This window comes from Metabacillus indicus, from assembly GCF_046603695.1.
GTDB classification, from domain to species: Bacteria; Bacillota; Bacilli; order Bacillales; family Bacillaceae; genus Bacillus_P; species Bacillus_P indicus.
In genome coordinates this window covers 96,536-110,056 of sequence record NZ_CP176757.1, presented here as the reverse complement: position 1 = coordinate 110,056, position 13,521 = coordinate 96,536, and the positions used below count along the sequence as shown (strand labels likewise).

Sequence of the window (13,521 nt, the reverse complement as noted above, 5' to 3'; positions counted from 1 at the left end):
AAAACTGAGTAACGTTTGATAACAAGATTCACGTGCAATTTACGCTTAGTTAGACTGTGGTTAAGTCCTCGAACGATTAGTATCTGTCAGCTCCACACGTCACCGCGCTTCCACCTCAGACCTATCAACCTGATCATCTTTCAGGGTTCTTACTCACAAATGTGATGGGAAATCTCATCTTGAGGGGGGCTTCATGCTTAGATGCTTTCAGCACTTATCCCTTCCGCACATAGCTACCCAGCGATGCCTTTGGCAAGACAACTGGTACACCAGCGGTGCGTCCATCCCGGTCCTCTCGTACTAAGGACAGCTCCTCTCAAATTTCCTGCGCCCACGACGGATAGGGACCGAACTGTCTCACGACGTTCTGAACCCAGCTCGCGTACCGCTTTAATGGGCGAACAGCCCAACCCTTGGGACCGACTACAGCCCCAGGATGCGATGAGCCGACATCGAGGTGCCAAACCTCCCCGTCGATGTGGACTCTTGGGGGAGATAAGCCTGTTATCCCCGGGGTAGCTTTTATCCGTTGAGCGATGGCCCTTCCATGCGGAACCACCGGATCACTAAGCCCGACTTTCGTCCCTGCTCGACTTGTAGGTCTCGCAGTCAAGCTCCCTTGTGCCTTTACACTCTGCGAATGATTTCCAACCATTCTGAGGGAACCTTTGGGCGCCTCCGTTACATTTTAGGAGGCGACCGCCCCAGTCAAACTGCCCGCCTGACACTGTCTCCCAGCCCGGTAAGGGCTGCGGGTTAGAATTTCAATACAGCAAGGGTAGTATCCCACCAATGCCTCCACCGAAGCTTGCGCTCCGGCTTCCAAGGCTCCTACCTATCCTGTACAAGCTGTACCAAAATTCAATATCAGGCTGCAGTAAAGCTCCACGGGGTCTTTCCGTCCTGTCGCGGGTAACCTGCATCTTCACAGGTACTATAATTTCACCGAGTCTCTCGTTGAGACAGTGCCCAGATCGTTACGCCTTTCGTGCGGGTCGGAACTTACCCGACAAGGAATTTCGCTACCTTAGGACCGTTATAGTTACGGCCGCCGTTTACTGGGGCTTCGGTTCAAAGCTTCGCTTGCGCTAACCTCTCCCCTTAACCTTCCAGCACCGGGCAGGCGTCAGCCCCTATACTTCGCCTTGCGGCTTCGCAGAGACCTGTGTTTTTGCTAAACAGTCGCCTGGGCCTATTCACTGCGGCTTTTCAGGGCTATTCACCCTAAAAAGCACCCCTTCTCCCGAAGTTACGGGGTCATTTTGCCGAGTTCCTTAACGAGAGTTCTCTCGCTCACCTTAGGATTCTCTCCTCGCCTACCTGTGTCGGTTTGCGGTACGGGCACCTCTCACCTCGCTAGAGGCTTTTCTTGGCAGTGTGGAATCAGGAACTTCGGTACTAAATTTCCCTCGCCATCACAGCTCAGCCTTATATGGGAAGCGGATTTGCCTACTTCCCGGCCTAACTGCTTGGACGCGCATATCCAACAGCGCGCTTGCCCTATCCTCCTGCGTCCCCCCATTGCTCAAATGGTGAGGAGGTGGTACAGGAATATCAACCTGTTGTCCATCGCCTACGCCTTTCGGCCTCGGCTTAGGTCCCGACTAACCCTGAGCGGACGAGCCTTCCTCAGGAAACCTTAGGCATTCGGTGGAGGGGATTCTCACCCCTCTTTCGCTACTCATACCGGCATTCTCACTTCTAAGCGCTCCACCAGTCCTTCCGGTCTGGCTTCGACGCCCTTAGAACGCTCTCCTACCACTGTTCGTAAGAACAGTCCGCAGCTTCGGTGATACGTTTAGCCCCGGTACATTTTCGGCGCAGAGTCACTCGACCAGTGAGCTATTACGCACTCTTTAAATGGTGGCTGCTTCTAAGCCAACATCCTGGTTGTCTAAGCAACTCCACATCCTTTTCCACTTAACGTATACTTTGGGACCTTAGCTGGCGGTCTGGGCTGTTTCCCTCTTGACTACGGATCTTATCACTCGCAGTCTGACTCCCGAGGAGCAAGTCTTTGGCATTCGGAGTTTGACTGAATTCGGTAACCCGATGAGGGCCCCTAGTCCAATCAGTGCTCTACCTCCAAGACTCTCATACTCGAGGCTAGCCCTAAAGCTATTTCGGAGAGAACCAGCTATCTCCAAGTTCGATTGGAATTTCTCCGCTACCCACACCTCATCCCCGCACTTTTCAACGTGCGTGGGTTCGGGCCTCCATTCAGTGTTACCTGAACTTCACCCTGGACATGGGTAGATCACCTGGTTTCGGGTCTACGACCACGTACTAATTCGCCCTATTCAGACTCGCTTTCGCTGCGGCTCCGTCTCATCAACTTAACCTTGCACGGGATCGTAACTCGCCGGTTCATTCTACAAAAGGCACGCCATCACCCGTTAACGGGCTCTGACTACTTGTAAGCACACGGTTTCAGGATCTTTTCACTCCCCTTCCGGGGTGCTTTTCACCTTTCCCTCACGGTACTGGTTCACTATCGGTCACTAGGTAGTATTTAGCCTTGGGAGATGGTCCTCCCGGATTCCGACGGGATTTCACGTGTCCCGCCGTACTCAGGATCCACTCTGGAGGGAACGAAGTTTCGACTACAGGGTTTTTACCTTCTATGACAGGCCTTTCCAGGCCGCTTCATCTACCCCGTTCCTTTGTAACTCCGTATAGAGTGTCCTACAACCCCAAGAGGCAAGCCTCTTGGTTTGGGCTGATTCCGTTTCGCTCGCCGCTACTTGGGAAATCGCATTTGCTTTCTCTTCCTCCGGGTACTTAGATGTTTCAGTTCCCCGGGTCTGCCTTCAGTACCCTATGTATTCAGGTAAAGATACTGTTCCATTACGAACAGTGGGTTTCCCCATTCGGAAATCTCTGGATCAAAGCTTACTTACAGCTCCCCAAAGCATATCGGTGTTAGTCCCGTCCTTCATCGGCTCCTAGTGCCAAGGCATCCACCGTGCGCCCTTCATAACTTAACCAAAATTGGTCAATCGTTTGTTTAGACTGTAAAGTCTAAGAAAATCACTATGGTAAGCGTAAATCTCAGTGAATTACTTGTTATCAATTACGTTATCCAGTTTTCAAAGAACAACCGGCAGATCAGAAATGATCGCCTTCTTTCATATAGAGAGAATGATCTCTCAAAACTAAACAAAAACCAAAAGCGACCTCATATCCTTAGAAAGGAGGTGATCCAGCCGCACCTTCCGATACGGCTACCTTGTTACGACTTCACCCCAATCATCTACCCCACCTTAGGCGGCTGGCTCCTTGCGGTTACCCCACCGACTTCGGGTGTTGCAAACTCTCGTGGTGTGACGGGCGGTGTGTACAAGGCCCGGGAACGTATTCACCGCGGCATGCTGATCCGCGATTACTAGCGATTCCAGCTTCATGCAGGCGAGTTGCAGCCTGCAATCCGAACTGAGAATGGTTTTATGGGATTGGCTAAACCTCGCGGTCTCGCAGCCCTTTGTACCATCCATTGTAGCACGTGTGTAGCCCAGGTCATAAGGGGCATGATGATTTGACGTCATCCCCACCTTCCTCCGGTTTGTCACCGGCAGTCACCTTAGAGTGCCCAACTGAATGCTGGCAACTAAGATCAAGGGTTGCGCTCGTTGCGGGACTTAACCCAACATCTCACGACACGAGCTGACGACAACCATGCACCACCTGTCACTTTGTCCCCCGAAGGGGAACCTTCTATCTCTAGAAGTGGCAAAGGATGTCAAGACCTGGTAAGGTTCTTCGCGTTGCTTCGAATTAAACCACATGCTCCACCGCTTGTGCGGGCCCCCGTCAATTCCTTTGAGTTTCAGTCTTGCGACCGTACTCCCCAGGCGGAGTGCTTAATGCGTTAGCTGCAGCACTAAAGGGCGGAAACCCTCTAACACTTAGCACTCATCGTTTACGGCGTGGACTACCAGGGTATCTAATCCTGTTCGCTCCCCACGCTTTCGCGCCTCAGCGTCAGTTACAGACCAGAGAGTCGCCTTCGCCACTGGTGTTCCTCCACATCTCTACGCATTTCACCGCTACACGTGGAATTCCACTCTCCTCTTCTGCACTCAAGTTTCCCAGTTTCCAATGACCCTCCCCGGTTGAGCCGGGGGCTTTCACATCAGACTTAAGAAACCGCCTGCGCGCGCTTTACGCCCAATAATTCCGGACAACGCTTGCCACCTACGTATTACCGCGGCTGCTGGCACGTAGTTAGCCGTGGCTTTCTGGTCAGGTACCGTCAAGGTGCCGGCAGTTACTCCGGCACTTGTTCTTCCCTGACAACAGAGTTTTACGATCCGAAAACCTTCATCACTCACGCGGCGTTGCTCCGTCAGACTTTCGTCCATTGCGGAAGATTCCCTACTGCTGCCTCCCGTAGGAGTCTGGGCCGTGTCTCAGTCCCAGTGTGGCCGATCACCCTCTCAGGTCGGCTACGCATCGTCGCCTTGGTGAGCCATTACCTCACCAACTAGCTAATGCGCCGCGGGCCCATCTGTAAGTGACAGCCGAAACCGTCTTTGAATGTCAAACCATGCGGTTTGACATAGTATCCGGTATTAGCTCCGGTTTCCCGGAGTTATCCCAGTCTTACAGGCAGGTTGCCCACGTGTTACTCACCCGTCCGCCGCTGACCTCCGAAGAGGTCCGCTCGACTTGCATGTATTAGGCACGCCGCCAGCGTTCGTCCTGAGCCAGGATCAAACTCTCCGAAGAAAATTTGTGACTCATAAATGTTGCTGACTTAAAAAATTTAAAACGTTTGGTACGCTTTTGGTTTTGTTTAGTTTTCAAAGATCATTTGCTGCCCAGTTGAGCAACTTTTAAATCATACCATTGCCGACTGGTTAAGTCAACAACTTTTTTAAAATTAATTGGTGGAGCCTAGCGGGATCGAACCGCTGACCTCCTGCGTGCAAGGCAGGCGCTCTCCCAGCTGAGCTAAGGCCCCGAATAAAAATGGAAATGGTCGGGAAGACAGGATTCGAACCTGCGACCCCTTGGTCCCAAACCAAGTGCTCTACCAAGCTGAGCTACTTCCCGTAATATGGCGCGCCCGATAGGAGTCGAACCCATAACCTTTTGATCCGTAGTCAAACGCTCTATCCAATTGAGCTACGGGCGCATATAAAAATGTGTGTGGTGCCGAGGACCGGAATCGAACCGGTACGGTAGTCACCTACCGCAGGATTTTAAGTCCTGTGCGTCTGCCAGTTCCGCCACCCCGGCTTATTCAAAGAGCGGAAGACGGGATTCGAACCCGCGACCCCCACCTTGGCAAGGTGGTGTTCTACCACTGAACTACTTCCGCAATATCATGCGGGTGAAGGGACTCGAACCCCCACGTCAAAGACACTAGATCCTAAGTCTAGCGCGTCTGCCAATTCCGCCACACCCGCATATTAAGGAAAAATGGTGTGCCATGAAGGACTCGAACCTTCGACCCTCTGATTAAAAGTCAGATGCTCTACCGACTGAGCTAATGGCACATATATAACAAACCTAGTGGTGCCGGCGAGAGGACTTGAACCCCCAACCTACTGATTACAAGTCAGTTGCTCTACCAATTGAGCTACACCGGCATTTATAAAAAGCATGTCCTAAAATCATATGGTGGAGGATGACGGGCTCGAACCGCCGACCCTCTGCTTGTAAGGCAGATGCTCTCCCAGCTGAGCTAATCCTCCATACAGCACTTGCGTGCTCTTATAAACATACAGCCTGGCAACGTCCTACTCTCACAGGGGGAAACCCCCAACTACCATCGGCGCTAAAGAGCTTAACTTCCGTGTTCGGCATGGGAACGGGTGTGACCTCTTTGCCATCATCACCAGACAATATGCATTTTTGTTGAAAGTGTTATTCTTTCAAAACTGAGTAACGTTTGATAACAAGATTCACGTGCAACTTACGCTTAGTTAGACTGTGGTTAAGTCCTCGAACGATTAGTATCTGTCAGCTCCACACGTCACCGCGCTTCCACCTCAGACCTATCAACCTGATCATCTTTCAGGGTTCTTACTCACAAATGTGATGGGAAATCTCATCTTGAGGGGGGCTTCATGCTTAGATGCTTTCAGCACTTATCCCTTCCGCACATAGCTACCCAGCGATGCCTTTGGCAAGACAACTGGTACACCAGCGGTGCGTCCATCCCGGTCCTCTCGTACTAAGGACAGCTCCTCTCAAATTTCCTGCGCCCACGACGGATAGGGACCGAACTGTCTCACGACGTTCTGAACCCAGCTCGCGTACCGCTTTAATGGGCGAACAGCCCAACCCTTGGGACCGACTACAGCCCCAGGATGCGATGAGCCGACATCGAGGTGCCAAACCTCCCCGTCGATGTGGACTCTTGGGGGAGATAAGCCTGTTATCCCCGGGGTAGCTTTTATCCGTTGAGCGATGGCCCTTCCATGCGGAACCACCGGATCACTAAGCCCGACTTTCGTCCCTGCTCGACTTGTAGGTCTCGCAGTCAAGCTCCCTTGTGCCTTTACACTCTGCGAATGATTTCCAACCATTCTGAGGGAACCTTTGGGCGCCTCCGTTACATTTTAGGAGGCGACCGCCCCAGTCAAACTGCCCGCCTGACACTGTCTCCCAGCCCGGTAAGGGCTGCGGGTTAGAATTTCAATACAGCAAGGGTAGTATCCCACCAATGCCTCCACCGAAGCTTGCGCTCCGGCTTCCAAGGCTCCTACCTATCCTGTACAAGCTGTACCAAAATTCAATATCAGGCTGCAGTAAAGCTCCACGGGGTCTTTCCGTCCTGTCGCGGGTAACCTGCATCTTCACAGGTACTATAATTTCACCGAGTCTCTCGTTGAGACAGTGCCCAGATCGTTACGCCTTTCGTGCGGGTCGGAACTTACCCGACAAGGAATTTCGCTACCTTAGGACCGTTATAGTTACGGCCGCCGTTTACTGGGGCTTCGGTTCAAAGCTTCGCTTGCGCTAACCTCTCCCCTTAACCTTCCAGCACCGGGCAGGCGTCAGCCCCTATACTTCGCCTTGCGGCTTCGCAGAGACCTGTGTTTTTGCTAAACAGTCGCCTGGGCCTATTCACTGCGGCTTTTCAGGGCTATTCACCCTAAAAAGCACCCCTTCTCCCGAAGTTACGGGGTCATTTTGCCGAGTTCCTTAACGAGAGTTCTCTCGCTCACCTTAGGATTCTCTCCTCGCCTACCTGTGTCGGTTTGCGGTACGGGCACCTCTCACCTCGCTAGAGGCTTTTCTTGGCAGTGTGGAATCAGGAACTTCGGTACTAAATTTCCCTCGCCATCACAGCTCAGCCTTATATGGGAAGCGGATTTGCCTACTTCCCGGCCTAACTGCTTGGACGCGCATATCCAACAGCGCGCTTGCCCTATCCTCCTGCGTCCCCCCATTGCTCAAATGGTGAGGAGGTGGTACAGGAATATCAACCTGTTGTCCATCGCCTACGCCTTTCGGCCTCGGCTTAGGTCCCGACTAACCCTGAGCGGACGAGCCTTCCTCAGGAAACCTTAGGCATTCGGTGGAGGGGATTCTCACCCCTCTTTCGCTACTCATACCGGCATTCTCACTTCTAAGCGCTCCACCAGTCCTTCCGGTCTGGCTTCGACGCCCTTAGAACGCTCTCCTACCACTGTTCGTAAGAACAGTCCGCAGCTTCGGTGATACGTTTAGCCCCGGTACATTTTCGGCGCAGAGTCACTCGACCAGTGAGCTATTACGCACTCTTTAAATGGTGGCTGCTTCTAAGCCAACATCCTGGTTGTCTAAGCAACTCCACATCCTTTTCCACTTAACGTATACTTTGGGACCTTAGCTGGCGGTCTGGGCTGTTTCCCTCTTGACTACGGATCTTATCACTCGCAGTCTGACTCCCGAGGAGCAAGTCTTTGGCATTCGGAGTTTGACTGAATTCGGTAACCCGATGAGGGCCCCTAGTCCAATCAGTGCTCTACCTCCAAGACTCTCATACTCGAGGCTAGCCCTAAAGCTATTTCGGAGAGAACCAGCTATCTCCAAGTTCGATTGGAATTTCTCCGCTACCCACACCTCATCCCCGCACTTTTCAACGTGCGTGGGTTCGGGCCTCCATTCAGTGTTACCTGAACTTCACCCTGGACATGGGTAGATCACCTGGTTTCGGGTCTACGACCACGTACTAATTCGCCCTATTCAGACTCGCTTTCGCTGCGGCTCCGTCTCATCAACTTAACCTTGCACGGGATCGTAACTCGCCGGTTCATTCTACAAAAGGCACGCCATCACCCGTTAACGGGCTCTGACTACTTGTAAGCACACGGTTTCAGGATCTTTTCACTCCCCTTCCGGGGTGCTTTTCACCTTTCCCTCACGGTACTGGTTCACTATCGGTCACTAGGTAGTATTTAGCCTTGGGAGATGGTCCTCCCGGATTCCGACGGGATTTCACGTGTCCCGCCGTACTCAGGATCCACTCTGGAGGGAACGAAGTTTCGACTACAGGGTTTTTACCTTCTATGACAGGCCTTTCCAGGCCGCTTCATCTACCCCGTTCCTTTGTAACTCCGTATAGAGTGTCCTACAACCCCAAGAGGCAAGCCTCTTGGTTTGGGCTGATTCCGTTTCGCTCGCCGCTACTTGGGAAATCGCATTTGCTTTCTCTTCCTCCGGGTACTTAGATGTTTCAGTTCCCCGGGTCTGCCTTCAGTACCCTATGTATTCAGGTAAAGATACTGTTCCATTACGAACAGTGGGTTTCCCCATTCGGAAATCTCTGGATCAAAGCTTACTTACAGCTCCCCAAAGCATATCGGTGTTAGTCCCGTCCTTCATCGGCTCCTAGTGCCAAGGCATCCACCGTGCGCCCTTCATAACTTAACCAAAATTGGTCAATCGTTTGTTTAGACTGTAAAGTCTAAGAAAATCACTATGGTAAGCGTAAATCTCAGTGAATTACTTGTTATCAATTACGTTATCCAGTTTTCAAAGAACAACCGGCAGATCAGAAATGATCGCCTTCTTTCATATAGAGAGAATGATCTCTCAAAACTAAACAAAAACCAAAAGCGACCTCATATCCTTAGAAAGGAGGTGATCCAGCCGCACCTTCCGATACGGCTACCTTGTTACGACTTCACCCCAATCATCTACCCCACCTTAGGCGGCTGGCTCCTTGCGGTTACCCCACCGACTTCGGGTGTTGCAAACTCTCGTGGTGTGACGGGCGGTGTGTACAAGGCCCGGGAACGTATTCACCGCGGCATGCTGATCCGCGATTACTAGCGATTCCAGCTTCATGCAGGCGAGTTGCAGCCTGCAATCCGAACTGAGAATGGTTTTATGGGATTGGCTAAACCTCGCGGTCTCGCAGCCCTTTGTACCATCCATTGTAGCACGTGTGTAGCCCAGGTCATAAGGGGCATGATGATTTGACGTCATCCCCACCTTCCTCCGGTTTGTCACCGGCAGTCACCTTAGAGTGCCCAACTGAATGCTGGCAACTAAGATCAAGGGTTGCGCTCGTTGCGGGACTTAACCCAACATCTCACGACACGAGCTGACGACAACCATGCACCACCTGTCACTTTGTCCCCCGAAGGGGAACCTTCTATCTCTAGAAGTGGCAAAGGATGTCAAGACCTGGTAAGGTTCTTCGCGTTGCTTCGAATTAAACCACATGCTCCACCGCTTGTGCGGGCCCCCGTCAATTCCTTTGAGTTTCAGTCTTGCGACCGTACTCCCCAGGCGGAGTGCTTAATGCGTTAGCTGCAGCACTAAAGGGCGGAAACCCTCTAACACTTAGCACTCATCGTTTACGGCGTGGACTACCAGGGTATCTAATCCTGTTCGCTCCCCACGCTTTCGCGCCTCAGCGTCAGTTACAGACCAGAGAGTCGCCTTCGCCACTGGTGTTCCTCCACATCTCTACGCATTTCACCGCTACACGTGGAATTCCACTCTCCTCTTCTGCACTCAAGTTTCCCAGTTTCCAATGACCCTCCCCGGTTGAGCCGGGGGCTTTCACATCAGACTTAAGAAACCGCCTGCGCGCGCTTTACGCCCAATAATTCCGGACAACGCTTGCCACCTACGTATTACCGCGGCTGCTGGCACGTAGTTAGCCGTGGCTTTCTGGTCAGGTACCGTCAAGGTGCCGGCAGTTACTCCGGCACTTGTTCTTCCCTGACAACAGAGTTTTACGATCCGAAAACCTTCATCACTCACGCGGCGTTGCTCCGTCAGACTTTCGTCCATTGCGGAAGATTCCCTACTGCTGCCTCCCGTAGGAGTCTGGGCCGTGTCTCAGTCCCAGTGTGGCCGATCACCCTCTCAGGTCGGCTACGCATCGTCGCCTTGGTGAGCCATTACCTCACCAACTAGCTAATGCGCCGCGGGCCCATCTGTAAGTGACAGCCGAAACCGTCTTTGAATGTCAAACCATGCGGTTTGACATAGTATCCGGTATTAGCTCCGGTTTCCCGGAGTTATCCCAGTCTTACAGGCAGGTTGCCCACGTGTTACTCACCCGTCCGCCGCTGACCTCCGAAGAGGTCCGCTCGACTTGCATGTATTAGGCACGCCGCCAGCGTTCGTCCTGAGCCAGGATCAAACTCTCCGAAGAAAATTTGTGACTCATAAATGTTGCTGACTTAAAAAATTTAAAACGTTTGGTACGCTTTTGGTTTTGTTTAGTTTTCAAAGATCATTTGCTTCAAGAGCAGCTTTATAATAATATCAAATCTCAGTTATTAAGTCAAGCACTCTTTTCACTTTTTTTATTTCTCGCCGTCGCCGTTTTTTGCGGCAACGTTTAATAATATATCACCGCAGACACTATTAAGCAAGGCTTTTTTTATAAAAAATAAAAATAAAAAACCTCCGCCGAAACAGCGGAGGTTTTCATGTGTATTTAACGGTGTCTCATATGAGGGAACAGAAGGACGTCCCTAATAGAAGCGGAGTTTGTCAGAAGCATGACTACACGGTCAATTCCAATCCCAAGACCGCCTGTTGGAGGCATTCCATACTCCAGTGCTTCAATAAAGTCTTCATCCATCATGTGCGCTTCGTCATTTCCTTGTTCTCTTTCCTGCAGCTGCGCTTCAAAGCGTTCTTTTTGATCAATAGGATCATTCAGCTCAGTAAATGCATTTGCATGCTCACGGGCAACGATGAACAATTCAAATCTGTCTGTAAAACGAGGGTCTTCATCGTTCTTCTTGGCAAGAGGCGAAATTTCAACCGGGTGGCCATAGATAAAAGTAGGCTCAATCAGATGCTCTTCCACTTTTTGCTCAAAGAATTCATTGATGATATGGCCGACCGTCATGTTTTTGTTGATTTCCACGTCATGCTCAGCCGCATGCGCTCTTGCATCTTCCACTGACATTTCAGCCCAGAAATCTACACCGGTGCGCTCTTTGATCGCATCAACCATGTGAAGTCTCTTCCACTCCGGCTGAAGATCGATTTCATGTTCACCGTATGTGATTTTTGTAGAGCCTGTTACTTCTTTGGCAATATGGGCAATCAGGTTTTCTGTCAAAGACATGATATCTTTGTAGTCTGCATAAGCCTCATAAAGTTCAATCATTGTGAACTCAGGATTATGACGGGTAGAGATTCCTTCGTTTCTGTAAACACGGCCAATCTCATATACCTTTTCAAGGCCGCCCACTATTAGTCTCTTAAGGTGAAGCTCAATTGCAATCCGCATGTAAAGCTGCATATCAAGAGCATTGTGATGTGTCACGAACGGACGTGCTGAAGCTCCGCCTGCAATGGTGTGCATCGTTGGCGTCTCAACTTCAAGGTAGCCGTTTTGGTCAAGGTAGCGGCGCATAGATTGAATAATTTTACTGCGTGCAATGAACGTGCTTTTGCTTTCATCATTCATGATGAGGTCGAGATAACGCTGGCGGTAGCGCTGTTCAATGTCTTTTAAGCCATGGAATTTATCAGGAAGCGGACGAAGAGACTTAGTTAAAAGCTCAAAGCTTGTAGCCTTAATGGAAAGCTCGCCGACTTTCGTTTTAAACATAACGCCTGTAACACCGACAATGTCTCCAAGGTCAGCTGTGTTGAACAATTCATACTGCTCATCACCGACTGCATCCTTGCGCACATAAATCTGAATCTGACCTTCAATGTCCTTAACGTGGGCAAATCCAGCTTTTCCTTTGCCGCGTTTTGTCATGATTCTTCCTGCCAGCGTGACAGAAATAGATCTTTCCTCAAGGTCTTCTTTAGAAATTTCGCCGTATTCGCGAACGAGCTGTGCTGTGTATCCAGTACGCTCAAAACGTTTTCCAAACGGATCGAGACCCTTCTCACGCAGTACACTCAGCTTTTCCCGTCTTACTTTCAGCTGGTCATTTAATTCTTCATGTGTCAATTCTTCATTACTCAAAAAAATCAGCTCCTGTCCTCTATAAGGCTTGTTAGTCAATTATAGCGGCGAATGCAGAAAAACTGCCAGTTCAAACTGGCAGTGTGCAATCGCTGCGGGGAAAGGCAGTTCAGCCTGCCTGTATGCTGCTTTGTTCTTTCGATTCTGCCTGCAATGTAAATTCATCAAGCAGGTTCACAATCTCGTCTCTTGTTTCTGTCGTATTTACGGCATTTCTTACAATGGCATGCCCTCTGATTCCTTTCAAGTACCATGCAGCATGCTTCCTCATTTCTCTGACAGCTGTTTTTTCGCCTTTAAGGGCAACCAGACGGTCGAGATGCAGTTTGCATACATCCATTTTTTCGCGTACTGAAGGTTCGCTGATCAGTTCACCCGTTTCAAGATAGTGAACCGTACGGTAAATCATCCAGGGGTTCCCCAGTGCGGCACGGCCGATCATCACGCCGTCAACACCTGTTTCATCAAGCATTCTCTGGGCATCCTGAGGTGTTTCTACATCCCCGTTCCCAATAACCGGAATGCCGACAGATTCTTTTACTTCTTTAATGATAGCCCAATCTGCCGTTCCTTCATACATTTGAACTCTTGTACGCCCGTGAACAGCTACTGCCTTGCCTCCGGCTTTTTCTACAGCCTGCGCATTCTTGACAGCAAAGATATGCTGGTCGTCCCATCCAATGCGCATTTTCACGGTAACCGGTTTATCTACTGCATCTGTAACGGCAGAAACCATGTCATAGATTTTATCCGGATCAAGCAGCCACCTAGCCCCTGCATCACATTTTGTGATTTTCGGAACAGGACAGCCCATATTGATATCAATGATATCGGCCGTAGTGTTTTTATCAACGAACTTGGCAGCTTCTACAAGTGTTTCTTTTTCTCCTCCGAAGATCTGGAGGCTGAGCGGCTTTTCACGCTCATCAATGTAGAGCATGTCCATCGTTCTTGCGTTGTTAAGAAGGATGGCTTTATCACTGACCATTTCAGCGCAGACAAGTCCCGCTCCGAATTCCTTCACCGTAAGGCGGAATGCCGAGTTGCAGACTCCGGCCATAGGCGCAAGGACAACGCGGTTTTTCAATTGGATATCGCCGATATTAAACATCGGGTTACCTCCT

2 protein-coding genes, 9 tRNA genes and 5 rRNA genes are annotated in these 13,521 nt (G+C 50.8%); all 16 read right to left on the bottom strand.

The features are described 5' to 3' along the window. Window positions 1-56: 56 nt before the first annotated feature. Window positions 57-2,987 (bottom strand): 23S ribosomal RNA (locus ACK1LH_RS00580). Window positions 2,988-3,190: 203 nt separating this feature from the next. Then, window positions 3,191-4,728, bottom strand: a 16S ribosomal RNA gene (locus ACK1LH_RS00575). Between the two features lie 159 nt (window positions 4,729-4,887). Then, a tRNA-Ala gene (locus ACK1LH_RS00570) sits at window positions 4,888-4,963 on the bottom strand. A 15-nt stretch (window positions 4,964-4,978) separates the two neighbouring features. Continuing rightward, window positions 4,979-5,055 (bottom strand) — tRNA-Pro (locus ACK1LH_RS00565). Window positions 5,056-5,060: 5 nt separating this feature from the next. After that, a tRNA-Arg gene (locus tag ACK1LH_RS00560) sits at window positions 5,061-5,137 on the bottom strand. 15 nt (window positions 5,138-5,152) lie between these two features. Beyond that, window positions 5,153-5,241: transfer RNA gene (locus tag ACK1LH_RS00555), tRNA-Leu, on the bottom strand. Window positions 5,242-5,251: 10 nt separating this feature from the next. Beyond that, window positions 5,252-5,323: transfer RNA gene (locus tag ACK1LH_RS00550), tRNA-Gly, on the bottom strand. Between the two features lie 7 nt (window positions 5,324-5,330). After that, window positions 5,331-5,411 (bottom strand) — tRNA-Leu (locus tag ACK1LH_RS00545). A 14-nt stretch (window positions 5,412-5,425) separates the two neighbouring features. After that, window positions 5,426-5,501 (bottom strand) — tRNA-Lys (locus ACK1LH_RS00540). A gap of 17 nt (window positions 5,502-5,518) precedes the next feature. After that, window positions 5,519-5,594, bottom strand: a tRNA-Thr gene (locus tag ACK1LH_RS00535). 29 nt (window positions 5,595-5,623) lie between these two features. Beyond that, a tRNA-Val gene (locus tag ACK1LH_RS00530) sits at window positions 5,624-5,699 on the bottom strand. 32 nt (window positions 5,700-5,731) lie between these two features. Further along, a 5S ribosomal RNA gene (gene rrf / locus ACK1LH_RS00525) occupies window positions 5,732-5,847 on the bottom strand. 90 nt (window positions 5,848-5,937) lie between these two features. Beyond that, window positions 5,938-8,868: ribosomal RNA gene (locus ACK1LH_RS00520) — 23S ribosomal RNA — on the bottom strand. Between the two features lie 203 nt (window positions 8,869-9,071). Beyond that, a 16S ribosomal RNA gene (locus tag ACK1LH_RS00515) occupies window positions 9,072-10,609 on the bottom strand. Together the 16S, 23S and 5S rRNA genes with 9 tRNA genes alongside form the textbook arrangement of a ribosomal RNA operon. Window positions 10,610-10,897: 288 nt before the next feature. After that, window positions 10,898-12,397 (bottom strand): lysine--tRNA ligase, encoded by a 1,500-nt coding sequence (gene lysS / locus ACK1LH_RS00510; RefSeq protein ID WP_029286122.1) that lies wholly within the window; start codon window positions 12,395-12,397, stop codon window positions 10,898-10,900. Window positions 12,398-12,506: 109 nt separating this feature from the next. Beyond that, window positions 12,507-13,508 carry a tRNA dihydrouridine synthase DusB gene (dusB, locus tag ACK1LH_RS00505; protein ID WP_029286120.1) on the bottom strand — a complete coding sequence of 334 codons (1,002 nt, stop codon included), beginning with the start codon at window positions 13,506-13,508 and terminating at the stop codon, window positions 12,507-12,509. Window positions 13,509-13,521 lie beyond the last annotated feature (13 nt).